Source organism: Helicobacter sp. CaF467b (assembly GCF_022664765.1).
In the GTDB taxonomy this organism is placed as follows: Bacteria; Campylobacterota; Campylobacteria; order Campylobacterales; family Helicobacteraceae; genus Helicobacter_D; species Helicobacter_D colisuis.
This window is the reverse complement of sequence record NZ_JALAIY010000001.1, coordinates 1,376,276-1,402,266: the sequence shown is the minus strand read 5'-3', so window position 1 is coordinate 1,402,266 and position 25,991 is coordinate 1,376,276. Positions and strand designations below refer to the sequence as shown.

Annotated in this window: 26 protein-coding genes and 2 tRNA genes; 23 read left to right on the top strand and 5 right to left on the bottom strand. The window is 35.7% G+C overall.

From position 1 onward, the window contains the following. The 5 genes from MKD52_RS07180 to MKD52_RS07160 form a co-directional block, all read left to right on the top strand. Positions 1-431, top strand: a 431-nt coding sequence (locus MKD52_RS07180) for a hypothetical protein (RefSeq protein ID WP_242099768.1), incomplete at its 5' end; no start/stop codon positions are given. After that, the gene (gene gmk / locus MKD52_RS07175; protein WP_112057352.1) at positions 432-1,055 is read left to right on the top strand and encodes a guanylate kinase; all 624 of its coding nucleotides are present in this window, start codon (positions 432-434) and stop codon (positions 1,053-1,055) included. A 74-nt stretch (positions 1,056-1,129) separates the two neighbouring features. After that, entirely contained in the window at positions 1,130-4,408 is a 3,279-nt protein-coding gene (gene carB / locus MKD52_RS07170; protein WP_242099767.1) for a carbamoyl-phosphate synthase large subunit, read from the top strand. Positions 4,409-4,410: 2 nt separating this feature from the next. Next, entirely contained in the window at positions 4,411-4,872 is a 462-nt protein-coding gene (locus MKD52_RS07165; RefSeq protein ID WP_242099766.1) for a Sua5/YciO/YrdC/YwlC family protein, read from the top strand. A 1-nt stretch (position 4,873) separates the two neighbouring features. Beyond that, positions 4,874-5,344: a hypothetical protein gene (locus MKD52_RS07160; protein WP_242099765.1), complete on the top strand. Its 471-nt coding sequence runs from the start codon at positions 4,874-4,876 to the stop codon at positions 5,342-5,344. On the opposite strand, the gene metA is transcribed toward MKD52_RS07160, so the two are convergent. Further along, positions 5,341-6,231, bottom strand: a complete 891-nt coding sequence (metA, locus tag MKD52_RS07155; RefSeq protein WP_112057348.1) for a homoserine O-succinyltransferase — start codon at positions 6,229-6,231, stop codon at positions 5,341-5,343. The two genes, MKD52_RS07160 and metA, sit on opposite strands and share 4 nt — an antisense overlap. 9 nt (positions 6,232-6,240) lie before the next feature. Further along, on the bottom strand, positions 6,241-7,533 hold the full coding sequence (locus MKD52_RS07150) for an aminotransferase class I/II-fold pyridoxal phosphate-dependent enzyme (protein ID WP_242099764.1): 1,293 nt from the start codon (positions 7,531-7,533) through the stop codon (positions 6,241-6,243). Between the two features lie 240 nt (positions 7,534-7,773). On the opposite strand from MKD52_RS07150, the gene MKD52_RS07145 reads away from it, so the two are divergent. After that, positions 7,774-8,781 carry an asparaginase gene (locus tag MKD52_RS07145; protein WP_287749516.1) on the top strand — a complete coding sequence of 336 codons (1,008 nt, stop codon included), beginning with the start codon at positions 7,774-7,776 and terminating at the stop codon, positions 8,779-8,781. On the opposite strand, the gene MKD52_RS07140 is transcribed toward MKD52_RS07145, so the two are convergent. Further along, complete coding sequence (locus tag MKD52_RS07140) at positions 8,778-9,668, bottom strand: NAD(P)H-dependent glycerol-3-phosphate dehydrogenase (RefSeq protein WP_242099763.1); 891 nt, start codon at positions 9,666-9,668, stop codon at positions 8,778-8,780. The genes MKD52_RS07145 and MKD52_RS07140 overlap by 4 nt on opposite strands. Before the next feature lie 92 nt (positions 9,669-9,760). On the opposite strand from MKD52_RS07140, the gene fliI reads away from it, so the two are divergent. The 16 genes from fliI (at position 9,761) to MKD52_RS07060 (ending at position 24,068) form a co-directional block, all read left to right on the top strand. Beyond that, on the top strand, positions 9,761-11,059 hold the full coding sequence (gene fliI, locus MKD52_RS07135) for a flagellar protein export ATPase FliI (RefSeq protein ID WP_242099762.1): 1,299 nt from the start codon (positions 9,761-9,763) through the stop codon (positions 11,057-11,059). A gap of 112 nt (positions 11,060-11,171) precedes the next feature. After that, positions 11,172-11,489, top strand: a complete 318-nt coding sequence (gene trxA / locus MKD52_RS07130; RefSeq protein ID WP_112057344.1) for a thioredoxin — start codon at positions 11,172-11,174, stop codon at positions 11,487-11,489. Between the two features lie 28 nt (positions 11,490-11,517). Further along, a complete protein-coding gene (locus MKD52_RS07125) occupies positions 11,518-12,000 on the top strand; it encodes a hypothetical protein (RefSeq protein ID WP_242099761.1) in 483 nt (160 codons plus the stop codon). A 2-nt stretch (positions 12,001-12,002) separates the two neighbouring features. Next, positions 12,003-12,941 carry a thioredoxin-disulfide reductase gene (gene trxB / locus MKD52_RS07120; RefSeq protein ID WP_112057342.1) on the top strand — a complete coding sequence of 313 codons (939 nt, stop codon included), beginning with the start codon at positions 12,003-12,005 and terminating at the stop codon, positions 12,939-12,941. Positions 12,942-12,952: 11 nt separating this feature from the next. Continuing rightward, positions 12,953-13,720: a 4-hydroxy-tetrahydrodipicolinate reductase gene (gene dapB / locus MKD52_RS07115; RefSeq protein ID WP_242099760.1), complete on the top strand. Its 768-nt coding sequence runs from the start codon at positions 12,953-12,955 to the stop codon at positions 13,718-13,720. A gap of 9 nt (positions 13,721-13,729) precedes the next feature. Continuing rightward, positions 13,730-15,100: an amidophosphoribosyltransferase gene (gene purF / locus MKD52_RS07110; RefSeq protein ID WP_112057340.1), complete on the top strand. Its 1,371-nt coding sequence runs from the start codon at positions 13,730-13,732 to the stop codon at positions 15,098-15,100. Between the two features lie 5 nt (positions 15,101-15,105). Next, on the top strand, positions 15,106-16,068 hold the full coding sequence (locus MKD52_RS07105) for a TIGR01212 family radical SAM protein (protein WP_242099759.1): 963 nt from the start codon (positions 15,106-15,108) through the stop codon (positions 16,066-16,068). Between the two features lie 11 nt (positions 16,069-16,079). Further along, the gene (locus MKD52_RS07100) at positions 16,080-16,637 is read left to right on the top strand and encodes an isochorismatase family protein (RefSeq protein WP_242099758.1); all 558 of its coding nucleotides are present in this window, start codon (positions 16,080-16,082) and stop codon (positions 16,635-16,637) included. 100 nt (positions 16,638-16,737) lie between these two features. Beyond that, on the top strand, positions 16,738-17,043 hold the full coding sequence (locus MKD52_RS07095; protein WP_112057337.1) for an ATP-dependent Clp protease adaptor ClpS: 306 nt from the start codon (positions 16,738-16,740) through the stop codon (positions 17,041-17,043). 9 nt (positions 17,044-17,052) lie between these two features. Then, positions 17,053-19,293: an AAA family ATPase gene (locus MKD52_RS07090; protein ID WP_242099757.1), complete on the top strand. Its 2,241-nt coding sequence runs from the start codon at positions 17,053-17,055 to the stop codon at positions 19,291-19,293. Beyond that, complete coding sequence (locus tag MKD52_RS07085) at positions 19,293-20,069, top strand: DUF815 domain-containing protein (RefSeq protein ID WP_242099756.1); 777 nt, start codon at positions 19,293-19,295, stop codon at positions 20,067-20,069. The genes MKD52_RS07090 and MKD52_RS07085 overlap by 1 nt, the downstream gene beginning before the upstream one ends. A 12-nt stretch (positions 20,070-20,081) precedes the next feature. Next, positions 20,082-20,909, top strand: a complete 828-nt coding sequence (galU, locus tag MKD52_RS07080; protein ID WP_242099755.1) for a UTP--glucose-1-phosphate uridylyltransferase GalU — start codon at positions 20,082-20,084, stop codon at positions 20,907-20,909. Then, a complete protein-coding gene (locus tag MKD52_RS07075; RefSeq protein ID WP_112057333.1) occupies positions 20,909-21,358 on the top strand; it encodes a hypothetical protein in 450 nt (149 codons plus the stop codon). The genes galU and MKD52_RS07075 overlap by 1 nt, the downstream gene beginning before the upstream one ends. A gap of 9 nt (positions 21,359-21,367) precedes the next feature. Then, the gene (gene murA / locus MKD52_RS07070) at positions 21,368-22,636 is read left to right on the top strand and encodes a UDP-N-acetylglucosamine 1-carboxyvinyltransferase (protein WP_242099754.1); all 1,269 of its coding nucleotides are present in this window, start codon (positions 21,368-21,370) and stop codon (positions 22,634-22,636) included. Next, on the top strand, positions 22,633-23,568 hold the full coding sequence (gene rsmH, locus MKD52_RS07065; RefSeq protein WP_242099753.1) for a 16S rRNA (cytosine(1402)-N(4))-methyltransferase RsmH: 936 nt from the start codon (positions 22,633-22,635) through the stop codon (positions 23,566-23,568). The genes murA and rsmH overlap by 4 nt, the downstream gene beginning before the upstream one ends. Positions 23,569-23,576: 8 nt before the next feature. Beyond that, positions 23,577-24,068, top strand: a complete 492-nt coding sequence (locus tag MKD52_RS07060) for a hypothetical protein (RefSeq protein ID WP_242099752.1) — start codon at positions 23,577-23,579, stop codon at positions 24,066-24,068. A gap of 7 nt (positions 24,069-24,075) precedes the next feature. On the opposite strand, the gene MKD52_RS07055 is transcribed toward MKD52_RS07060, so the two are convergent. Both MKD52_RS07055 and MKD52_RS07050 read right to left on the bottom strand, forming a co-directional pair. Next, positions 24,076-24,152, bottom strand: a tRNA-Met gene (locus MKD52_RS07055). 37 nt (positions 24,153-24,189) lie between these two features. Continuing rightward, positions 24,190-24,264 (bottom strand) — tRNA-Gln (locus MKD52_RS07050). Between the two features lie 201 nt (positions 24,265-24,465). On the opposite strand from MKD52_RS07050, the gene MKD52_RS07045 reads away from it, so the two are divergent. Next, positions 24,466-25,497 carry a bifunctional 3,4-dihydroxy-2-butanone 4-phosphate synthase/GTP cyclohydrolase II gene (locus MKD52_RS07045; protein WP_242099751.1) on the top strand — a complete coding sequence of 344 codons (1,032 nt, stop codon included), beginning with the start codon at positions 24,466-24,468 and terminating at the stop codon, positions 25,495-25,497. The last annotated feature ends 494 nt before the right edge of the window (positions 25,498-25,991 follow it).

Sequence of the window (25,991 nt, the reverse complement as noted above, 5' to 3'; positions counted from 1 at the left end):
CTCAAGAATCTCAAGAATCTCAAGAATCTCAAGAATCTCAAGAATCTCAAGAATCTCAAGAATCTCAAGAATCTCAAGAATCTCAAGAATCTCAAGAATCTCAAGAATCTCAAGAATCAGCCCCCGCGGATATTTCAGAATATCTTGAAGTAGAAGATTTGAAAGAAACAGAAGACTTAGGGGAATTTGATTCTCTAAGCTTAGAAGCAATGAGTGAGGCTTTAGGTGAGCCTATTGCAAAAGAACCTAATATAGCATCTATTGTGCCAAAAGAAGAAGCCAAAGAAGTAGCTTTGCCAAGTAATGTGCAAATTAATTCGTTAGATTCATTGATAGGTGCTTTGCAGACTTTGCAAACACAGAGTTTAAAAGAGCTTTTAAGTGGCGCTACCATTAATATTAGCATTCAATTTCCTAAAAAAGAAGATTAAATGGAAGAAATTAAACTAAAAGGAGCCATTTTAATTTTATCAGGACCAAGTGGAGCTGGTAAGAGTTCGCTTTATAAGGCTTTAGCAAAAGAATTTCCAAGGCATTATTTTTCAATTTCATCTACAACAAGAGAAAAGCGAAAAGGCGAAGAAGAGGGTGTCCATTATCATTTTATCTCTAAAGAGGAGTTTCAAAAAAACATTCAAGAGAATAATTTTTTAGAATGGGCTTTGGTGCATGGGAATTATTATGGCACTTCTAAAATGCCTATTTTAGAAGCCTTAGAGCAGGGCAAGTTGGTCATTTTTGATGTAGATGTGCAGGGGCAAGAAAATATCAAAAAAGCTTTTCCTAATCATACAACAAGTGTTTTTGTAACTACCAATAGCAAAAAGATTTTAGAAGAGCGTTTGGGAGTTAGAGGAAGTGATGAGAATGAAATCATTAAAAGACGTTTAGAAAATGCAGCAGGAGAGGTTAAAAAGCTTGATAAATTTGATTATTTAGTAATAAATGAAAATTTAGAAGAATCAGCTAAAACTTTGGTTTGCATTGCTAAAGTGGCTTTTTGTAGGGCAAGTTTGTATCCCATTGATTTGGTAATGCAAAAATGGGAACAATGAAGTTTTTAGAATCTTTAAGTAAGCATAAGTGGTAATTTGTCACATTAATTTTCAAAAAGTAGGAAGGATTTTTTATGCCAAAACGAAATGATATTAAAACTATTTTACTCATCGGTTCAGGACCCATTGTCATTGGACAAGCGTGTGAGTTCGATTATTCTGGCACACAAGCAGCCAAAACACTCAAAAACCTTGGCTATCGCGTGGTGCTTATAAACTCCAATCCTGCAACCATTATGACTGATCCAAATCTTGCTGATCGCACCTATATCGAACCTATTACCGAAGAAGTGATTGCCAATATTATCAAACAAGAAAAAGTTGATGCTATTTTGCCTACTATGGGTGGGCAAACCGCACTAAATGTCGCGATGAGTATGTATGAAAAAGGTATGCTAGAGGGCGTAAAGTTTTTGGGTGCAAATCCTAGTGCGATTAAAAAGGGTGAAGATAGACAGGCTTTCAAAGAAGCAATGCTAAAAATCGGTATGGATTTACCAAAATCTCGCTATGCCTACACCATAGAAGAAGCACTTGAAGCAGCCAAAGAAATAGGATTCCCACTTATTATTCGTGCAAGTTTTACCCTTGCTGGTGGCGGTAGTGGCGTGGCATATAATATTGATGAATTTAAAACGCTTGCACAAAATGGCTTAGATACAAGCCCAATTAGTGAAATTTTGATTGAAGAATCGCTACTTGGTTGGAAAGAATTTGAAATGGAAGTAATACGCGATAAAAGCGATAACTGCATTATCGTGTGTAGCATAGAAAATTTAGATCCTATGGGTGTGCATACAGGAGATTCTATCACAATCGCCCCTGCTCTTACGCTTACAGACAAAGAATACCAACGAATGCGTGATGCAAGTTTTAAAATCTTGCGAGAAATTGGGGTAGATACAGGCGGAAGCAATGTGCAATTTGCTATCAATCCAAAAACCGGTAGAATGACGGTTATTGAGATGAATCCACGCGTTTCTAGAAGCTCTGCTCTAGCCTCCAAAGCCACAGGCTATCCAATTGCCAAAGTTGCGACATTGCTTGCGGTAGGCTATACACTTGATGAAATCAAAAACGACATCACGGGCACACCTGCGAGTTTTGAACCTAGCATTGATTATATTGTAACAAAAATCCCACGCTTTACCTTTGAAAAATTCCCACAAGCAGATTCAACACTCACCACCTCTATGAAATCCATTGGGGAAGTTATGGCAATTGGTGTGAGTTTCAAAGAATCCTTGCAAAAAGCCCTCTGTAGCTTAGAGACAGGAATCTTTGGATTTAATCCAATCAGCAACGATCTAAGCGAGATTCAAAGGGAAGTGCGTCGCCCAAATGCTCATAGGCTTTTGTATATTGCAGAGGCATTGCGTAATGATATAAGCGTGGAAGAAATTCATGAATGGTGCAAAATCGATCCATATTTCTTACACCAAATTGCAGAAATTATTGCATTAGAGAAGCAAATCTCTTTTGAATCCTTGCAAGATTCAGAGTTTTTAACACTCACCAAGCAATATGGCTTTAGCGATAAAATGTTGGCATTCCTCATCAATAAAAATGAGGGCTTAGAATTACGAGAAGAAGACATATATGCATTGCGACAAAGATTGCAAGTGCAGTTACATTATAATGAAGTAGATACCTGTGCGGCAGAATTTAGCACACAAACAGCGTATTTGTATGGCACAATGCCTTTTAACGCACAATCCTTTGTAGATTCTAACCCACAAGACAATCCAGACCAAAACGCACAAAAAAAAGTTTTAATCATCGGTGGCGGACCAAATCGAATCGGTCAAGGCATTGAGTTTGATTATTGTTGCGTGCATGCAAGTTTTGCCCTCAAAGATATGGGCATACAAAGCATTATGTATAACTGCAATCCAGAGACGGTAAGCACAGACTATGATACAAGTGATGTCTTGTATTTTGAACCCATTACCTTTGAATGTGTGCGTAGCGTGATTGAAAGAGAAAAGCCTGATGGCGTGATTGTGCATTTTGGCGGACAAACACCACTCAAACTCGCCAAAAAGCTAACAACCATTGGGGCAAAAATCATTGGAACGAGTGCAAAAACAATTGATATCGCAGAAGATAGAGAGAAATTTGCAAAATTTGTAGAAGAAAATGGACTTTTACAGCCTAAAAACGGCACGGCTTTTACCAAAGAAGAAGCAATAGAAATCGCACAAGATATTGGATTCCCTGTGCTTGTTCGTCCAAGCTATGTGCTTGGAGGTCGTGCTATGCGAATTGTTTATAATGTAGTAGAATTAAAAAACTATATGAGTGAGGCAGTGAGTGTAAGTGAAGATTCTCCAGTGCTAATTGACAAGTTTTTAAATAATGCTTTAGAGCTTGATGTAGATACGATTTGTGATGGCAAGGATGTTTATATTGCAGGTATTATGCAACATATTGAAGAAGCAGGGATACATAGTGGTGATTCGGCGTGTTCGATTCCAACTATTAGCATTTCTAAAGAAAAAATAAAAGAGATTGAAGAAACGACAGCTAAAATTGCTAAGAATCTTGGCGTGGTTGGGCTTATGAATACCCAATATGCAATTTTTGAAGGGACACTTTATTTGATTGAAGTTAATCCTAGAGCCTCACGCACCGTGCCTTTTGTCTCCAAAGCCACAGGAATTCCATTAGCCAAAGTTGCAACTCATGTGATGATTAATAAAGACTTAAAAGCTGCTTTAGAGTTTTATGATGAGCATAAAAAAGTAGAGTTTAAAGATGGATTATATAAGCCTAAAAAGCCAAAGCACATTGCAGTCAAAGAATCGGTGTTTCCTTTTAGTAAGCTAAGTGGAGCAGTTATGGTTTTGGGTCCAGAGATGCGATCTACAGGGGAAGTTATGGGAATTAGTGAGAGTTTTGGAGTAAGCTTTGCTAAAAGCCAAATGGCAAGTAAGAATCCTATTCCTACTGGGGGTAAGGTGTTTATTTCTCTAAGAAGTCTTGATAAGTCTCAAGCAGGTGATCTAGCAAGAGAGCTTGAAGGGCTTGGATTTGAAATTTGTGCAACAAAAGGGACTTCTCAAGAGATTCGCAAACAAGGTATTGCTTGTGAGGAGGCGCTAAAAATTAGTGAAGGGCGCCCTAATATCGGAGATATGCTTGCAAATGGCGAGATTGCTTTGGCGATTAATACTAGCGATGAAGCTTCTAGCAAAGATGATACTGATAAGATTCGCACTCAAGTTTTGCGCAATAATGTCCCTTATTTTACAACTATTGAAGCAGCAAGGGTGGCTATTAGCGCTATTAGTGAGATTAAAAAGATTAATCCAAATCTTACAAAGCCACTCCAAGACTATCTAAGTGAGTAGGTGTGTTTAGTGATTGTGTATTTTTAGCACAAAGCGACACAACCGCTGGTTTGTTGTGTTTGGATTTTAAAAGGTTAAATGCCAAAAAAGGAAGGCAATCTAGTCAAAAAGTTATTTTAACGCTAGGGAGTTTTCAAAAGCTTAAAGAGTTGGTGCGGATTCCACAAAAATATAAAAAAATAATTCGCAATAGTCCTAAAACTACCTTTATTTATAAGGGTAAAAATAGACTAGTTGATCATTCTTTGGGGATTAGGGTGGTAAGAGATTCTTTGCATAGTGAATTTTTGTGTTTTTTTCCTTATTTGTATTCCACTTCTGCAAATCCCCATAAGCAAAATTTTGATTTAGAGTTTGCTTTGAAGAGTGCTGATGTTTGGGTGATTGATAAACGAGGTTTTACATCCTCTAAGGCTTCAAGAATATTTAGAGTAGGGAATGATAATCTAAGGATTGTGAGGTAAAATGAAAATTTCTAACCTAATTGCTTCTTTGTTGGTGAGTGTTTGTTTGGTGTTTTTGTTATTTTGTATTTTTTGGGCAGCGATTTTTGCAAATTATATTAATTATTATGGAATTAGAGAATTCTTTAATCCTTTCTTTGGCAATGTTTTTAATCCCTTTGTTTTTGTTTTAATGGTTTTGGGGTTTGGGATTGCATTTATTATTCCTTTGCTTGGGAGTATTGCGCGGATTTTTTATGTGGTGTTATTCTTTTTGTGTTTGATTTTATTTGTGCCTATTTTGGGAAATAAAACAGGGGAAATCATATTATCCAGCAATAAAGTGATACAGATTAATGGAGCGGAGAGTAGAGTGTATAGTCTTTATGAAAATAGATTCTATATTTTTTATTTAAAAGATCCATTAAATGGAAAAGAGACTTTAGAAGAGAGAAAGAAAAAAATAGCTTATTATGAAAAGCCAGAATCTTAGCTTTCCAAAATAAAAGGCGTGTCTTGATAAACCGAAAAGTTCAACCAATTTGAAAACATGACACTTGCGCTAGATCGCCAAGAGAGTATGGGATTTTCTTGAGAATCGAAGTAATTGAAAGGTTTGTGAATGGATAATCCCTTTTTTAAATCCCTCTGATATTCAGATTCTAAAGTGTTTTTAGAGTATTCTGGGTGTCCTAAGATAAAGAAATCTTTGTTGTCTTTAAGGGCAGTGATTCCACTTTCTTTTCCTTGTAATAAAACCTTTAGATTAGGATTTGTCGCAACTTGAGATTCGTTGATGCCTGAATGCCTAGAATGAGGAATTTTTACTATTTCATCTAAACCATTGAGTAACAAATCCTTTTCTACCCAAAAATGTTCAAAGACGCCAAAAAGTTTTTCTTTAAGAGGTATTTTTTGTATTTTATGAAAGTGATAAAGTCCTGCCATTGCTCCCCAACATAGATACAAAGTGCTAGTGCAATTATGCTTTAAATAATCCATAATCGCTACTAATTCTCTCCAATATTTTACTTGCTCAAACTCTAAATGTTCAATTGGAGCACCTGTAACGATAGCTCCATCAAAGTTTTTATGTTTAATTGAATCAAAATTAACATAGAATTTATCCAAATGTGATTTTGGTGTATTTTTACCTATATAAGTGGCAGTAGAGAGTAGAGTGATATTAACTTGCAAGGGGGAGTTTGCAAGGAGGGCTAGAATCTGATTTTCAGTTTCTATTTTAACGGGCATAAGATTAATGATTAAAACTTCCAAAGGGCGAATATCTTGTGATTTTGCCCTTTTTTGACCCATAATAAAAGCGTGTTCTTTGAGAGCTTTGAAGGCAGGAATATCTTCTGGAATAATGAGTGGCATATTTATCCTTTATTTTTCTAAAGCTTGTTTTAAATCAGCGATTAAATCAAGCGGTGATTCTAATCCGATGCTTAAGCGGATTGTAGCAGGTGTGATTCCTGCTAAATCAAGTTCTTTTTGGCTTAATTGTGAATGTGTGGTGGAAGCAGGATGGATAATGAGAGATTTAGAATCTCCGATATTAGCAACAATAGCAAAAAGTTCTAGAGCATTGCAGATTTTTTGTGCTTCTTCAAAACTTTCTGATTCAAAGCTAATAAGTCCGCTGCATTGGTTGTTGGTAAAATATTTATTCACAAGGTGATGATAGGGATTGCTGCTTAATGCAGGGTAATTAACGCTTTTGACTTTTGGGTGAGATTCTAGGAATTTTGCCACTTCTAGTGCATTGGCACTATGTTTTTGGATTCTTAATTCAAGAGTTTCTAATCCTTGTAATATAATCCATGCATTTTGTGGAGAGAGTGTTGCTCCGATATTTCTTAGCCATTCTGTAATAAGGCGAATAGAGAAAATAGGTAAAGGAAGTGAGGCATACACAAGCCCGTGATAACTTTCATCTGGAGTATTGAAAGGTAGATAGCGAGGATTGTCTTTAATGAGTTCATTAAGTCCATTACGCTCAATAACTGCTCCACCTAATGCACTGCCTTGCCCATTCACATATTTGCTAAGGCTATAAACAGCAATATCAACACCATAATCAAAGGGTTTGTGTAAAAATGCAGTGGCAACAGTGTTATCGCAAACGCTTACAATCCCGTGAGCTTTGGCAATTTTTGTGATTTTTTCTGCATCAGCAATAGCTATTTGTGGATTGGAAAGACTTTCAAAAAAGATAGCTTTTGTTTTTGAATCAATAACTTTTTCTAAAGTGTTGTCAATATCATCAATATCAAAAACTCTTGCTTCAATCCCAAATCTTTTGAGTGTATGCACTAATAAGGTTTGTGTGCCTCCATAGATTTTGTTTGAAAATACGATATTATCGCCATTTTGCGCTAGATTAACAAGCGCATAAAAAATAGCCGCACTTCCACTTGAAGTCGGGACGCCAAAGGCTCCTCCCTCAATCGCAGCTAATCTAGCACCTAAAATATCTGTGGTTGGGTTAGTAAGGCGTGAATAGATATTACCAAGCTCTTGAAGCCCAAATCGTGCGGCTGCTTGTTGCAAACTCTCAAAACTATAAGCGGTATTTTGGTAAATAGGAACACTAAGCGTCCTTTGAGAATCATAAGTGTATCCAGCATGAAGCGCAAGAGTTTCTTGTGAAAAATTATTATGTGTTAAATTTGGCATTTTTTATCCTTTTAAAGTTTTATTGTTTTGGTGAAATATTAGCATAAAATATTTAAATACATATTGTATATAAAATAAAATTGCAAAAATATATTTTTTTGTTACTAAATTACTCAAGATTAATAAATTTTTGCTCAATTTAATAATAAAAAGTGTTAGAATTACAAGCAAAAATCATTAAATAAAAGTATAAAATAAAAGTATAAAATAAAAGTATAAGGGCTTCAAAAAAGGATTTTGGTGAGTTTAAAAACATATAAACCAAATATTATGATATTAGCAACAGGTGGGACAATCGCTGGAGAAGCAAAAAACAAGCTTAGAACAACGGATTATAAATCAGGCAGTTTAAGCGTGGAGTTATTGATTGAAGCAATTCCGCAATTGCAGTGTATAGTTAATATTCAAACTAAACAGATTGCAAACATTGATAGTGCTGATATGACTGATTTGATTTGGCTTAAACTTGCTAAAACTATTAATGTGCTTTTAAAAGATTCTGAGATTGATGGCATTGTTATAACGCACGGAACAGACACAATGGAAGAGACGGCATATTTTTTAAGTCTTGTAATTAAGAGTGATAAGCCGGTGGTTTTAACTGGTGCTATGTATCCTGCAACTGCAATGAGTGCAGATGGTCCTAGGAATCTTTATAATGCCATTAGTCTTGCAGGAAATAAAAACGCTGAAGCAAAGGGCGTGATGATAGTAATGAATGATAGAATTCATTCTGCAAGGGAAGCTACTAAAATGCATACTTTAAATGTAGAATCTTTTCAATCCCCAAATGGTGGAGAGATGGGTTATATTATAGATGGCAAGGTCTTTTTTAAGACTATTAATCTTAAATTGCATACCCTGCAAACTCCATTTAACATTGAAAGGCTAGATTCTTTGCCTAAGGTAGATATTGTTTATAGCTATGCTAATGATGGCTCTAGAGTAGCTATTGAAGCATTTTTGAAGGCAGGTGCTAAGGGATTAGTGATTGCAGGAAGTGGTGCTGGGAGTATCCACAAGAATCAAAAAGAATATTTAATAGAGTTATTAAAAGAAAATAAACTACAAGTGGTAAAAAGCTCAAGAGTGGGCTGTGGAATGGTATTGTTAAGCGAAGAAGAAAATACTCAAGGGTTTGTTTCGGCTAATGATCTTAATCCACAAAAAGCAAGGATTCTTTTGATGCTCTCCTTAACACAAACTAATAATCCTAGAAAAATTGCAGAATATTTTGAAAAATTTTAATTCATTCGCTTCATTAGATCCATTAGGCTTACTTTTGGATTCTTTCCTTCCATAATAAGGGCAACTTCCTTAGCAATAGGTGTGTAAATTTCATTTTTTTGGGTTAGTGCATAAATTTCCTTAGAAGTTTGCACCCCTTCAGCAACTTCGCCTAGATTATCCAAAATCTCCTGCAAGTGCTTATTTTGAGCTAATCCAAGACCAACCCTAAAATTCCTTGAAAGTGTGGAGTTGGCTGTTAAAAACAAATCACCTGCTCCTGACAATCCCAAAAAAGTTTCTTCTCTTGCGCCAAAAAATTTTCCAAATCGAGTCATTTCAACAAGCCCTCTAGCTACTAAAGAAGCTCTTGCGTTATTACCAAGCCCCATTCCCTCGCAAATTCCACTTGCAATGGCAATCACATTTTTATACGCTCCCCCAATCTCTCCACCTATAATGTCATCATTAGCATAAGGCTTGATAAAATTGGGAAATAAATCTAGCCATTCTTGGGCGCTTTGGAGACTATTAGAATGCACATTAAGCGCACAAGGGAGAGATTGGGAGACTTCTTTGGCAAAGCTAGGTCCAGCAAGGAAGCTTAGCTGCGCTTTGGGATAAAATTTAGAGAAAATATCGCCTACAAACAGCCCATTTGCTATACCTTTGGAAGCTACTAGAATCTTAGATTCTTGAGGGAGGGGAGAATCTTTTAGCCACGATTCTAGAGCTGAGCTACAAATTGCTACGACAAAAAAATCGCTATTTTGTGCTTGTGCTTGAGAGATTTGGTTGGGGGAATTAAGACTTTTTCTTGAAATAATATAAGAATCATTTTTTTCTCCAAAAGCAAAATGTAATGCCTTGCCCCAAGCACCACCGCCAAATACGCTGATTTTAGCCATTTTTTTCCTTCAAGCTTTGAGTTTTAAAAGTATTATTTTAATAAAATTATACTAAAATCCAAAATTTATTATTTTGCAATACAGAGAGTTTTATGTCTTTAGCAAATCTTAGAGAGCGCCTTAATAGCTTGAATCTTTCCCCAACTTTTGGGTTAATTACCAAAGTGGAACAGGGATTTTTATCGGCTAATGGACTTTCTCCTAGTCTTGGCGATATTGTTCGCGTTGTCAGTGAAAACTCAAATACCATAGGAATGGTTACAACTTTAGAGAGTGGTAGTTTTAAAATCACGCCCTTTTCTTTTGTGGAGGGAACAAAGGTTGGTGATAAAGTTTATTTAAATACAAAAGGTTTGCAGATTCCTGTGGGTTTGGAGCTTTTGGGTAGAGTAATTAATCCGCTAGGAGAGCCTATTGATGGCAAGGGAGAGCTTAGAGTTGAAGAGTTAATGCCTATTATTAGACAGCCTATTGCTGCAATGAAGCGTGGAATGATTGATGAGATTTTTAGTGTTGGTGTGAAAAGCATTGATGGACTTTTAACTTGTGGTAAGGGACAAAAGCTAGGAATCTTTGCAGGAAGTGGAGTGGGAAAATCTACGCTAATGGGAATGATTGTGAGAGGCGCACAGGCAAAAATAAAAGTCATTGCCCTAATTGGCGAGAGAGGTAGGGAAGTGCCAGAGTTTGTGGAGAAAAATCTTGGTGGAGATTTGACTAATACTGTTTTGATTGTTGCAACAAGTGATGATTCACCGCTTATGCGAAAATATGGTGCATTTGCTGCAATGAGTGTGGCAGAATACTTCAAAGCCAAAGGCGAAGATGTGCTTTTTATGATGGATTCTGTAACACGTTTTGCAATGGCGCAAAGAGAAATTGGACTAGCATTAGGCGAACCACCTACAACCAAAGGCTATCCCCCTTCTGTTTTAACGCTTTTGCCACAATTAATGGAGCGCGCTGGAAAAGAAGAAGGCAAGGGTTCTATTACTGCATATTTTACCGTTTTGGTTGAAGGTGATGATATGAGTGATCCTATTGCAGATCAAAGCCGAAGTATTTTAGATGGACATATTGTATTAGATAGAAGCTTGACTGATTTTGGGATTTACCCACCTATTAATATTTTAAATTCTGCTTCAAGGCTTATGAATGATATTGCACAAAAAGAGCATATTTTAGCCGCAAGAAAATTTCGCCGATTATATTCAATTCTAAAAGAAAATGAAGTTTTAATTAGAATTGGCGCTTATCAGGCAGGGAGCGATAAGGAAATGGATGAAGCTATTGCTAAAAAAGCGGATATGGAGGATTATTTGCGACAGAGTTATGATGAGGTTTGGGATTATCAAGAAAGCACAAGACGGCTTATTGAGCTTATGCAATAAAAAAGTTACATTAGTAAAATAAATTTTAAAGATTCTTATATAAGATTTTATTTTTTTTAAGGTATTTATCGTATAATGCTAAGGATAAAAATTATTATTTAAGGAGAAAAATATGGCTGGTTATATTGAATTAACAGAGCAAAATTTTGATGAGACAATCAAAGATGGTGTAGTAATGGTGGATTTTTGGGCACCTTGGTGTGGTCCTTGCAGAATGATTGCCCCAGTAATTGATAAACTTGCAGCAGAATATCAAGGAAAAGCAAAAATATGCAAAGTTAATACAGATGAGCAACAAGAATTAGCAGCAAAATTTGGAATTCGTTCTATTCCTACAATCTTTTTCTATAAAAATGGTGAAAAAGTTGATGAAATGATTGGAGCTGCTACTGAAGCTGGTTTCAAAGACAAGCTTGATAGTTTGCTCTAAATTAAATTTTGGGAGAATCTAAGGGATAATGAAAAAGTGTTGCCCTGGATTCCCCATTGCATTTATTGTAGTTTTTGTAGTTGGTGCATTTTTATACTATTATTATTCTTTTAGTGCGGTTGCTGAGGTTGATTTTAAAAACAATTCCTTTTATGCAACAAACAATCAAAAAATGTTTTTGTTTGAACCAAAAGATAAGGAGTATAAAATGTGCTTTTTTAGCTCTTATGTTCCAAAATGGCAAGAAGCCTTGGAGTTAGAGAGCAAAAAAACAAAGCTTACTACGTTGGCTGTGGATTTGTATCAACAAGGCGAGAGCTATGCTAGTAATGTGATTAATTTAAAGGTTTCAAGCGAAGTAATGTTGAGCCTTGTGCATAAATTTGAACTCAAGGCGATTCCTAGGTGCTTTATTATAAAGCAAGATAAAGAAAACTTAATACTTTATAGACATTTAAAAAGCAGTGGAATCTATAAAATATTAAATTTTAAACAAACTCAAGGAGAATAATTATGTTAGATTTAGCAATTATTGGTGGAGGACCTGCAGGACTTAGCGCTGGATTGTATGCCACTAGAGGTGGATTAAAAAATGTTGTTATGTTTGAAAAGGGAATGCCTGGAGGACAGATTACTTCAAGCAGTGAAATGGAAAATTATCCCGGTGTTTCTGAAGTTAAAAGTGGATTTGATTTTATGATGCCGTGGCAGGAGCAATGCTTTCGTTTTGGCTTAAAACACGAAATGAAGGAAGTTTTGCGTGTTAAAAAAGTGGGAGATCATTTTAGCATTATTTTTAGTGATGGTAGCGAAGAACAAGCAAAAGCGGTTATTGTTGCTACAGGTGGAAGCCCTAAACGATCTGGTGTTAAAGGAGAGGATGTTTTTTGGGGCAAGGGTGTAAGCTCATGTGCTACTTGTGATGGATTTTTTTATAAAGGTAAGGAAGTAGCGGTTTTAGGTGGTGGTGATACTGCCGTAGAAGAGTCAATTTATTTGGCTAAGATTTGCTCTAAAGTTACGCTTATCCACAGACGCGATGCTTTTAGAGCTTCTCCTACAACACTAGAAAGAGCCAAGAACGAACCAAAAATTGAATTTTTAACGCCTTATGGGATTGATGAAATTTGCGGTGATGATTCTGGAGTTACAGGTTTAAAACTCAAAAATCTCCAAGATGGAAGTGAAAAAGAGATTAATATTTCTGGAATCTTTGTATTAATTGGTTATAATGTTAATAATTCTGTGCTTATGCAAGAAGATGGCTCATCATTATGTGAAGTAAATGAATATGGACAAGCTGTTGTTAATCTTAAAATGGAGACAAATATTCCAGGATTGTTTGCTGCAGGAGATTTAAGAGAAGATGCGCCAAAGCAAGTTGTTTGTGCAGCAGCTGATGGTGCTACGGCTGCGCTTGGAGCCATAGAGTATATTGAGCATCATAAATAAAAGGAGCATTTATGCTAAAAATTGGAGTTTTTGGAGCAGGCGGACGCATTGGAAAACTAATAGTAGAACTTGCTAAACAAAGCGAAGTGATTAAGTTAGAAAGCGTGTATGCGCGAAAAGAATTAGATTTTTCCATTGAGCCAGGAACACTCATCACAAGTGATTTGAAAGTTTTTTTGGAGAGTTGTGAAGTGGTGATTGACTTTACAACTCCACAAGGAACAGAACAATTACTAGAAGTTGCTCTAAAACATCCTTGCCCTATTGTAATAGGGACAACTGGTTTGGAATCACACCATGAAAATTTAATAAAAGAAGCAGCCAAAAAAATGCCTATTCTTTATGCGAGCAATATGTCCTTGGGTGTGGCGATGCTCAATAAAGCTATTAAGCTTGTTGCAAGTGCGTTAAGAGATTTTGATATTGAAATTGTTGAAACACATCATCATTTCAAAAAAGATTCTCCAAGTGGAACTGCACTAAGACTTGCAAAATCTTGTGCAGAAGCAAGGAATCTTGATTTGGATAAAGTGCGTATTAGTGGTAGAAATGGAAATATTGGAGAGCGCACAAAAGATGAAATTGGTGTAATGGCGTTGCGTGGTGGGGATGTTGCAGGAATCCATAATGTTGGTTTTTATGGCGAGGGGGAATATTTAGAATTCACACACACTGCAACTTCACGATTAACTTTCGCAAAAGGTGCTATTAAAGCTGCTCTTTGGCTAAAAAATCAACCCAACAATCTTTATGGTATTGAAGATTCTTTGGGTTTATAGGAAGGCAAAGTGGAAGAAAGAAATTGGAATGAAGAATGTGCAGTAGTGGGGGTTTATAACGCTCCTAATGCAGCAAGTATTGCTTATTATTCTCTTTTTTCTATGCAGCATCGTGGTCAAGAGGCTACTGGGATTGCTTCAAGTAATGGAGAAAAGATCACAACTATCAAAGATCACGGATTAGTAACTGATGTTTTTTGCGATGAAACTTTAAAAAAACTAAAAGGCTTCAGTGCAGTAGGACATAATCGTTATGCAACCGCAGGAGCCGATTCGCTAAGTGATGCACAACCTATTTTTGCGCGTTATGATTTGGGAGAAGTTGCTATTGTTCATAATGGGAATCTGACGAATGCGGAAAAGATTCGCAATGATCTTATTAGGGATGGCGCCATTTTTCAAAGTCATATGGATACAGAAAATCTTATTCATTTGATCGCAAAAGCCAAGGAAGAAAATCTAGTAGATCGGATTAAAGAGGCGGTTTTAAAATTAGAGGGGGCTTTTTGCTTCATTATTTTAAGTCGCAAAAAAATGTTTGTTATTCGCGATAGAAATGGTTTTAGACCGCTAAGTTTAGGACAGATACAAAATAACGATGGTAGTGTTGGTTATATTGTGGCAAGTGAAACCTGTGCTTTTGATTTGGTGAATGCTAGATATTTGCGCGATGTGGAACCCGGTGAAATGCTTGTGCTATCTAAAGATGGTATTGAAAGTCATCATATTATGCCTAAGAATCCTTATCCTTGTGTGTTTGAATATGTGTATTTTGCGCGCCCAGATAGCCATGTTTTTGGGCGTTTGGTATATAATATTAGAAAGGCTATGGGCGTAGAACTTGCTAAAGAAAATCCAATTGATGCTGATATTGTGATACCTGTTCCTGATAGTGGCGTGGCAGCTGCGCTTGGATATTCGCAAGAAAGTGGAATCCCTTTTGAATTAGGAATTATTAGGAATCACTATGTGGGGAGAACTTTTATAGAACCAACCCAGCAAATTAGAGAATTAAAAGTTAAGTTAAAATTAAATCCAATTAGAGAATTAATAGAAAACAAACGCATTATTGTGATTGATGATTCGGTTGTTAGAGGAACTACTAGTAAGCAAATTGTTAAAATATTACGAGATTGTGGTGCCAAAGAGATTCATATGAAAATTTCTTCTCCGCCAACTATTGCACCTTGTTTTTATGGGGTGGATACGCCAAGTAAAGATGAGCTAATTAGTGCTACAATGAGTAATGAAGAAGTTTGCGAGTTTATTAAAGCCGATTCTCTTTCTTTTCTTTCGCTTGAGGGTCTAAGGCGAAGCATAGGGGTGGAAAATTATCAATTCTGTCAAGCCTGTTTTGATAATAATTATATTGTAAGGTAAGTTTTATGAAGCAAATGTTGACTTTTGGGCGTTATTGCAAACGCCGTTTTGGGCAAAGGGTAAGAAAGATTCCAATTGCTCTTGCTGGATTTACCTGTCCAAATATTGATGGTAGTGTCGCTAGGGGAGGTTGTATTTTTTGTAAAAATGAAAGCTTTTCTCCGACTTTAGAACATGAACCAAAGGTACCTCTAAAGATTAATCCTAGAATGCAGGATAATCCACTACTGCCAATGCAACTCAAACAGCTTCATAGTCAATATCAATGGCAAACTGATTTTCATAAAAATAAGTTTGGTGTTGGGAAATATTTAATCTATTTTCAGTCTTTTACTAACACTTATGCGCCATTTGATACTTTGCAAAAACTTTACATAGAAGCACTTAATTTGCCTAATGTAGTTGGAATGTCTATTGGCACCAGAACTGATAGTGTTAGTTTGGAATTATTAGATTATTTAGCAAATTTGCAAGAGGCAAGAAAGCAAGAGATTTGGATAGAATATGGAATCCAATCTGTTTATGATGAAACTTTGAAATTTATTAATCGTGGACATACCACAGAGGGAATGGAGTATTGGATTAAGGAGACTAAGCAAAGGGGATTAAAGGTTTGTTCTCATATTATCTATGGATTACCTAATGAAAGTAAAGAGATGATGTTAAATAGCCTTAGGCAAGTGTTAGAGTGGGGAAGTGATGGGATTAAAGTTCATCCGCTATATATTATTGAAAAGACTATTTTAGCACAAATGCATGCCAAGGGGGAATACAAGCCTATTGCACTTAATGAATATATTGAATTAATAGTTGAAACGCTTAAGATGATTCCGCAAAATATAGTCATTCATCGTGTGAGTGCGGGAGTGAGAAATGATACGCTTATTGCGCCTAAGTGGTGTTTTGATAAAAATATCCAAATGCGTGCCATTCGAGATGCGTTAAGAGCAGCAGGAATTGAATACTAAAAAGGGAAAATATGCCTTCATATACTCTAAAACAAAAAGCCAGTTTTGCCAAAGAGGGGTGTGTTTTTGTCTGTGTTGATATTCAAGAAAAACTTTTTGGGGTTATGCAAAACCAAGAAAAACTTCTAAAAAATGCTAATAATCTCTTGAGATGTGCAGAGGTTTTTTGTCAAAATGCTTTGGTTTTGGAGCAGTATCCAAAAGGTTTGGGCAAGGCTATTGTAAGCCATTCTAGTCAAATTATCCAAAAAAATTCTTTTAGCGCTTTTGGGGAGGAGACTTTTTGTCGAGCATTAGAAAAATACAATGCTCAAACTCTTATTCTCTTTGGCATTGAAAGTCATATTTGCGTGCGAGAAACGGCTTTGGATTCTTTAAAGAGAGATTTTGAAGTGTTTATTATAGAGGATGCTTGCAGTGCTAGAGATGCTCATAATCACGCCTTGGCAATGCAAGAGCTAAGAGACTTGGGAGCAAGAATCATAAGCACTGAGAGTGCTCTTTTTTCATTTCTTTTGCATTCTAAGGAAGAAAATTTTAAAACTATTAGCGCACTTGTCAAAGAATAAATAAAAAGGTAAAAATTTTAAGCAAAAAATGCTATACTAAAAAATATAAATTTAGCATTACTTTATTTTAATATTACTTAATATTACTTTGGAGGGAAAATTGCCCAAACAAAATCAGATTGAAAACGCAACAGAAACCCTTGAAAAGCTACAAGAACCTATCCGCTACAAAGTTATTTTGCTCAATGATGATTATACCACTCAGGATTTTGTAATAGAGATTTTGCAGAAAATTTTTCACAAAAATTTTGAAGAATCGCTCAATCTTATGTTGCAAATTCATCATAATGGGCGTGGAATGTGCGGAATCTATCCCTATGATATAGCAGAAACTAAAGCAATGCAGGTTAGAAAAATGGCAAAAGAAAAACAATTTCCTCTAAGAGCCATTTTAGAAAAAATGTAAAGAAATGCGATGATTGAGATTAGCAAAGAACTGAATTATATTTTGCAAGCCGCACAAAGTCGCGCTAAGCATTTAGGGCATGAATACCTTACACTAGAGCATATTTTTCATTCTCTTTTGGATAGTCAAACAATTAAAAAAGCTATTGAAGAATGCGGAGGCAATATTAAAGCGCTTAAATCGCAAATAGAGCGTTATTTAATGCATTTTTTGCAGTCTCACCCTGATGTGAGTGAGTTGCCTATAGAAACTCTAGCTGTTACGCGTGTTATTGAAATTATGGTAAGCCATGTAAAGGGTGCTCAACGCAAAGAAGCTCAAGTTGGAGATTTGTTAGCCGCAATTTTAGAGGAAGACAAAGCATTTTGCACTCAGCTTCTTAAAGCCCAAGGAATCACACGCCTTAATATTTTAGAGTATATTACAGAAAATCAAGATTTACAACAAATTCAAAAGTTTGAAAAAGATGAAAATAAACAAGAGAGTGTATTAGAGAAATATTGCATCAATCTCACACAAGAAGCAAAAGAGGGCAAAATTGATCCAATTATTGGGAGAGACAAAGAGATTGAAAGATGCCTAGAAGTCTTGCTAAGACGCAAAAAGAATAATCCACTCTTAGTAGGTGAGCCAGGAGTTGGGAAAACAGCTATTGCAGAGGGGTTGGCGATTGTTTTAAATCAAGAGAATAATCCACTTTTTGGTAATGAAATTTTTATGCTTAATATGGGGGCGCTTGTTGCAGGAACGAAGTATCGAGGGGATTTTGAAAAGCGGATTAAAGCTTTAGGTGAAGAAGTTTTAGAGCGCAAAAATGTTATTTTATTTATCGATGAGATTCATATGCTTATTGGAGCAGGAGCTACAAATAGCGGCAGTATGGATGCTAGTAATCTCTTAAAGCCTATGCTTGGCAGTGGAAAACTTAGATGTATTGGCGCTAGCACCTATGCAGAATACCGAAATTTTTTAGATAAAGACAAAGCATTTTCAAGGCGATTTGCTAAAATTGATGTGGATGAGCCTAGTCAAGAAGAAGCGGTTTTGATTTTACAGGGTGTTAAAAAATACTATGAAAAACACCATAATGTTACCTATCCGCTAGAATCGCTTAAGTTAGCAGTGGAGCTCTCTAGCCGTTATTTGCATGATCGTTTTTTACCTGATAAGGCAATTGATGTGATTGATGAAGTTGGAGCGGCTTATAAACTAGCTAACAAGAGTGGCAAGGTAAGTCTCTCTAGCATTAAACAAATGGTGGCTAAAATGGCAAAGATTCCCGAGATTGAAGCCACTAAAGATGACAAGAATCTCTTAAGAAACTTAGAAAAATACCTACAAAATAGAATCTTTGGGCAAGATTTGGCTATCAAAGAGATTGTAACGGCGCTCAAGCGAAATAAAGCTGGACTTGGATCGCCTAATAAGCCCATTGGTTCTTTTTTGTTTAGCGGTCCAAGTGGTGTGGGGAAAACAGAGTTGGCTAAGGAAATCGCTAAGGCTTTAGGGATTAATTTTGAGCGTATTGATATGAGTGAATATATGGAGAAATATTCAAGCTCTGGACTTATTGGCGCACCTGCTGGTTATGTGGGCTATGATAAGGGAGGGATTCTTACAGAAATGATTAAGAAAAATCCTCATACTTTATTGCTTTTAGATGAGATAGAAAAGGCACACCCTGATGTTTTGAATATTTTCTTGCAAGTGATGGATAATGCCAAGCTAACAGACAATAATGGGGAGAGTGCAGATTTTTCTTCGGTGATTTTGATTATGACTTCTAATGTTGGCTCCAAAGAAGCTCCAACACTTGGTTTTGCACAAGATTCTGCGACAAAATTCAATTCTGCCATTAAGGACAATTTCACACCTGAATTCCGAAATCGTTTGGATGCTATTGTGGCTTTTAATCCTTTAAACGAAGCAGAAATTCTAAAAATTGTAGAGAAGAATATCAACGATTTAAACGAGCAAATTGTTTCTAAAAATATCCATATTTTGCTAGATAAGAGTGCTAAAGAACAACTTGCTAAACTTGGATATAATCCAGAGCTTGGTGCAAGACCTCTTGGGCTTGTGATTCAAGAGAAAATTAAGAATCCTCTTAGTGATTTAATGCTTTTTGGTGAATTAGAAAAAGGCGGTGAAGTTATTTTTAGCTACAATAAAAAAAGTGATTCTTTTAGCTGTAAAACTAAACAAAATAAACCATTAAACAATAAAGTTAAAATCAAAAGAAGTCGTTGATGAATCAGTTTGAATGGGATTGTGAGCGACATTGTGCTGCCATTTATCGCAGTAGTGGCTATTTGCATCAAGTTTATGAATTAGAAAATTATGAGTGGGAAGATTTCTATAATTTACAAAAAGAAATAGGGCTTTTATGTGCCAATACCGAATCTTTTTTGTTTAAGGGAATGGGTGTGAATGTTTTGCTCTGGGGCGCTAGAGGTTGTGGAAAATCTTCATTAATCAAAGCACTTTTGCCAAAATACGCTAAAGCAGGTTTGAGAATCTTGCAAATTTTTAAACAAGACTTGAAAATGTTGCCTGAAATTTTAGATTTTTTACGCACCAAAGATTATAAGTTTATCGTTTTTTGTGATGATTTGAGTTTTAATGAAAATGATCAAGAATATAAGAATCTAAAAACAATTTTAGAAGGTAGTATTGAGAGATTTCCACAAAATATTCGCTTTTATGTAACTTCTAATCGTCGCCATTTAATGCCAGAATTTCATAGTGAGAATGAAATTTTTGGATTTGAGGGAAATGAAGATAAAATTGCTTTGTTTGAGAGATTTCCACTTTGTATTGGGTTTTATACACATGGCAATCAAGAATATTTAGAAGTGTTGCAAGGTTATTTTAAAAAGTTGCCTTTAGAGTTGCAAAATCCCGATAATTGGGAAAATATTCGACAAAAAGCTCTTATTTTTGCATCTAAAAGGGGTTCAAAAAATCCAAGAATTGCAACACAATTTTTTAAACTTTACGAAAGTGGTTTGATAGATTTGATTTAAAAAGGAGAGATGATGATAAAAAAATGCCTATTTCCAGCTGCAGGATATGGAACGAGATTTTTACCAGCTACAAAAGCAATACCTAAGGAAATGCTACCCATTGTTAATAAGCCTTTAATACAATATGGTGTAGAGGAGGCAATTGAGGCAGGGATTACTAATATGGCAATTGTAACAGGAAGGGGCAAACGCTCTTTGGAAGATCATTTTGATATTAGTTATGAATTAGAACACCAAATACAAGGAACTAGTAAAGAGGGTTATTTAAAAGACATTCGTCGCCTTTTAAACACTTGCACTTTTTCTTATACAAGACAAATGGAAATGAAAGGATTAGGGCATGCGATTTTAGTGGGTGAAAATCTTATTGGCAAGGAGCCTTTTGGGGTGATTTTAAGCGATGATTTGTGTGATAATGAGGGTGGTGTTGGAGTGCTATCTCAAATGTGTGAAATTTATAAAAAATACAAATGTTCTATTGTTGCCGTCGAAGAAGTAGCAAAAGAAGAGGTAAGTAAATATGGAGTGATTTCTGGTAGAGAAGTAGATGATGGTGTTTTTATGGTGGATAATATGATTGAAAAGCCAAGCATAGAAGAAGCCCCAAGTAATCTAGCCATTATTGGGCGCTATATTTTAACTCCTGATATTTTTGAAATTTTAAAGCACACAAAACCTGGTAAAAATGGTGAAATTCAAATTACAGATGCCTTAATGGAGCAATGCAAAAAGGGAATGGTGCTTGCCTATAAATTTCAGGGTGTGCGCTATGATTGCGGAAGTGTTGATGGATTTGTTAGGGCAACTAATGTGTTTTATGAAAAATATCAAGGCAAATAGTGTATAGCTTTCAATTTTATCTTTTTATTTGGGTGGCATTATTTTTTGCGATGTTGCCTTTTGCTTTACTTACAAGTGCTTTTTTGATTCTAGGTAAGATTCAAGCTTATCTTGAATCACAAAAAAGCAGGGATAATTTGCTAAAAAATATTCAATACCTTATTTCAATTTTGCAAAATAGCCCTAGCAGGGAAGAATTAGATGAGATTTTAGATGCTTTTAGGAAAAACTTTTTAAATTTTGATAGCTTAAAGAAAGAAAGCAAAGATTATAAAGATAGGATGGATTTTATTTCGGCTTTGGCATGCTGTTCTGCTGTTGATATTGATAGCGTGGCAAGATATAGGGAAGAGTTTGTAAAGGCAAATCCAAATTTTAAAAAAGAAATTGAAACACTCATTAGTGCGGCATTGAAAAATCGAGAAAGTAGCGAGAAAAATAAAAAATAAAGGAAAAAAATGGACTTTTTACGCATTGAGGGACAAGCGTGTTTGCAAGGTGCTGTTCAAATTTCAGGAGCAAAAAATTCGGCACTTCCACTTATAGCCTTAAGTTTGCTCTCTAAAGAAAGGGCGACTTTAAGTAATCTACCTGATGTAGTGGATATTAAGACATTTTTTTCTTTATTGAATATGCTTGGTTGCGAAATTATTCAGCTAGATAAACACACAACAAGCATTGTTGCAAAAACACTTAATAATACAAAAGCCAATTATGATATTGTGCGTAAAATGCGTGCTTCAATCCTTGTTTTAGGACCACTTTTGGGGAGATTTGGTTGTTGCGAAGTAAGCTTGCCAGGGGGTTGTGCTATTGGCGCAAGACCTGTAGATTTGCACATTAAAGCGCTTCAAAAAATGGGTGCTGAGATTCGGTTGCAAGGTGGATATATTGTCGCAGAAGCAAAAGAGGGCTTAAAAGGGAGTGTGATAAATTTTGATAAAATCACCGTGACAGGCACCGAGAATATTTTAATGGCAGCTGCTATGGCAAAGGGTAAAACGCAAATCATCAATGCCGCAAAAGAGCCAGAAGTAATTCAACTTTGTGAAGTTTTAAAAGCAAGTGGAGTGGAGATTAGCGGCATCGGAAATGATGAAATTGAGATTTATGGCACAAATAGAGAACCTTTAAATTTTCCTGCTAATATTGAGGTGATTCCAGATAGGATTGAGGCAGGGACATATCTTTGCGCAGGTGCCATTACTAATTCACAAATCACATTGCACCGCCTTAATCCCATTCATCTAACAGCAGTTCTCTCTAAGCTTGAGGAGATTGGTTTTGCAATGGATATTAAAGGCGATTCAATTACAATTTATCCTGCAAGGAATCGGCAAAGTTTTGAGATTTCTACAGCAGAGTATCCTGGGTTTCCTACTGATATGCAAGCGCAATTCATGGCTTTAGCTACGCAGTGTGAGGGGGGTAGCATTATTCAAGAGAGACTTTTTGAGAATCGCTTTATGCATGTAAGTGAGCTTCAAAGAATGGGTGCAAATATCAAGCTAAAAGGCAATATAGCAACAATTCAAGGTAAAAGTGAGCTTTTTGGTGCGGATGTTATGGCGACAGATCTGCGTGCTTCAAGCGCATTGGTTTTGGCTGCTCTTGTAGCAAAGGGAGAGAGTCATATTCATCGAATCTATCATCTTGATAGAGGTTATGAGAATCTTGAAGCCAAGCTCACTGGGCTTGGTGCTAAAATTTCAAGAGAAAAAGAATGAGAATTCCACATATTTCGGTTTTAAAGCAAGAAGTTTTAGAAGCTTTTAATACAGAAATAATCCATCAAAAGGGTGGAATCTTGATTGATTGCACTTTGGGATTTGGGGGGCATAGCTTGGCGCTTTTAGAAAAATATCCTAAGCTAAAAATTATAGGCATTGATCAAGATGATGAAGCAATCGCTCTTGCAAAGAAGCGTTTAGAACCTTTTTTAAATCGTTTTAGCATCGAATATGGACGCTTTAGCGGAGTTTTAAAACAGATTTTACAAAGAGAGAGCAATGTTGTTGGAATCTTAGCAGACATTGGAGTTTCTTCAATGCAGTTTGATAGCAAGGAGAGGGGATTTTGTTTTGATTCAGAGTTTCTTGATATGCGAATGGATCAAAGTCAAAATTTTACTGCAAAGGATATTGTTAATTCATATCCACTAACTGAATTGGAGCGAATCTTTAGGGATTTTGGCGAGATTAGGGAGTATAAGAAACTTGCTCACTGCATTGTGGAATTGCGCAAAAAAGAAAAAATTACAAGCGCAAAAATGCTTAGTCAATTTATCGCCAAGCATTTTAAGCACCCCAAAATTCACCCCGCTACACTTGCTTTTCAGGCTTTAAGAATTGAAGTAAATAATGAGCTAGGCGAATTAGAATCAATGTTAAAAATTTTTGATTCTCAAGAAATGCAGGATTTTAGCCGACTTTGTCTTATTTCTTTTCATTCTTTGGAAGATAGGATTATTAAAAATAAATTTAAACAATGGGAAAATCCTTGTATTTGTCCGCCACAAGCTTTAAAATGTGAGTGTAGTAGAAATCATCAAAAGGGTAGAAGCCTTTATAAAAAGCCAATTGCTCCTAAAGAAGAGGAGATTAAAGATAATCCTCGAGCGCGTAGTTCTAAGATGCGCGTTTTTGAGTTTTTGCATTAAGAGATACAATGGAATCTTATGAATCTTTGCGCTTAAAAGAATCTGATAAAATTCAAAAAACAAATTTTTGGGATCGGTTTAAAAAAGAAAATAGCCAAGAATCGGGAATTCAAGAAGATTTTAGAGAATCATCGCAAAATATTCAAAAAGAAAGTCCCTATCAAGCAAATTTTTCTACTAGTGAAACTTCTAGCCAAGAGCTATTAGCTTCAATGGAGCAAACAAGCTTAAATCCACAGGAAAAAGAGGAAGTTTTACAAATTGATTTAGAAAAAAGAGAAATTTCTTTTAAAATGGTTTGTATTTCCATTGGGATAATGTTTTTTGCGCTATTGCTTTTTATTCCAAAAATCTATATCCGAAATAATATTTACTACACTAGTCGCAATATTACTCAGCTTCAAACTCAACTTGATTCGTTAGTAGAAGAAAACAAGCAAATTAAAAAGCAATTAGAAGATATTAAGTTTAGGAATCTAACTCACGAATTGGATTTTTAAAAAGATTTGGTAGCGGGGGGCGGATTTGAACCACCGACCTTTGGGTTATGAGCCCAACGAGCTACCGGACTGCTCTACCCCGCGATAAAAAAATGTAAAAATTATAGAAAGTTTTTGAAAGTGGCTGGGGTACAAGGATTCGAACCTCGGAATGGCTGGACCAAAACCAGCTGCCTTACCGCTTGGCGATACCCCAACAAAAAGTGAAATGGAATTATATTTGAATTTTATTATTTTGTCAAGGAATTTTAGAAAATATCCTAAAAATATTTGATTATTTGATTAAAGCATTTCTTTTAGGGCTTGTTTTTAGGGGATTTATTGAAGTGGCTACTTTAGAGTATTTAAGTTTAATTGCATTATAATGCGCGATTATTTTTTTATTTGTTAGGTAGTTATGGAAGCGATTTTAAGAGTAGAAGAAGCAATTAAAGCCATTAAAAATGGTGAAATGATTATTATAATGGATGATGAAGATAGAGAAAATGAGGGCGATTTGGTTATGGCGGGAATCTTTAGCACGCCAGAGAAAATTAATTTTATGGCTCAAGAAGCAAGAGGGCTTATTTGTGTTTCTGTTACAAAAGAAATTGCCAATGTGCTAGATTTGCCACCAATGGTTAGTCATAATAGCTCTAATCACGAAACAGCCTTTACTATTTCTATTGATGCTAAAGAAGCTAAAACGGGTATTTCTGCTTATGAGCGTGATTTGACTATAAATCTTATGTGCAGGGCAAATGCAAAGCCTGATGATTTTGTGCGTCCGGGGCATATTTTTCCTTTGATTGCCAAAGAGGGTGGAGTGCTAGAGCGGACAGGGCATACAGAAGCGAGTGTGGATATTTGTAAATTAGCAGGATTAAAGCCTATTAGCGTAATTTGTGAGATTATGAGAGAAGATGGCTTGATGGCTAGGAGAGGCGATAAGTTTTTGAGTGAATTTTCTATCAAACATAACCTAAAAATCTTGTATGTTTCAGATTTGATTCAATATCGTTTAAGCTTTGAAAATCTTATTGCGATTCTTTCAAAAGAGAGCTGTCAATTTTTGCAAACCAAAACAGAAAAAATCAAAATTAAAGATCACCTAAATCGAATCCACACGATTTTTAAATTTGGCAATCCATCGCAAAACCCTTTGGTAAAATTCCACACCATCACGCAGGATTTAATGCTGCTAGAAGATACAGAAAAGTTTAATGGGCTAATGAGTGCTATAGATAAACTAAAGAGTGAGGGCGGATATTTGATATTCCTTGCAACAGAAGCAAACAAGGACATTAAAGGGCTTGGGATTGGGGCTCAGATTCTAAAAGCCTTGGAGATTCGAGATTTTAAACTGCTTACTACTTCTAAATTTGATGAAAATGATTGTGGTATGCTAAGTGGATTTGATTTGAAAATTCTTGAGAGGATTGAAATATGATGGAGACTAAGATAAGCTCGGTGGGGGGGGGAGCAAATAATAGTGCTTCTTTAAAGGGAAGTATTGTTTTGCTTAGTGGAAGTAATTTAAAGAAATGTAAAATTTGGTTATTGTCAAATCTAATAATTGTTGAAATGTGCTGATTTTTTAAATATCCCATTCAATCAAGAATCTCCTAAAGAAAAAGAATGTCTTACTTACAAGCTAGGAGAAGCTTTTATAAAAGCAAACACTGCGGGGGGGGGCACAATTATTCAAATTACCCCTTGCTTACTTCAACTTTGCAAAAGAAGTGCGTAAGTTAAGAAAAGAATTGAAAGAGAAAAGAAAGCATTAATTGATAAAACTCAATGAAAGTGAAGATAAAAGTTGGACTATGGCAATGGAATTTGATATTTAAGAGTCAAAGGTTTTGAAGTGAGGAGGTTGAAGGGGGAGAGGAAGTGAGTGTGTATTTTGGTTTCATAGGAATTCTAATTTTTTAGAAATTTATT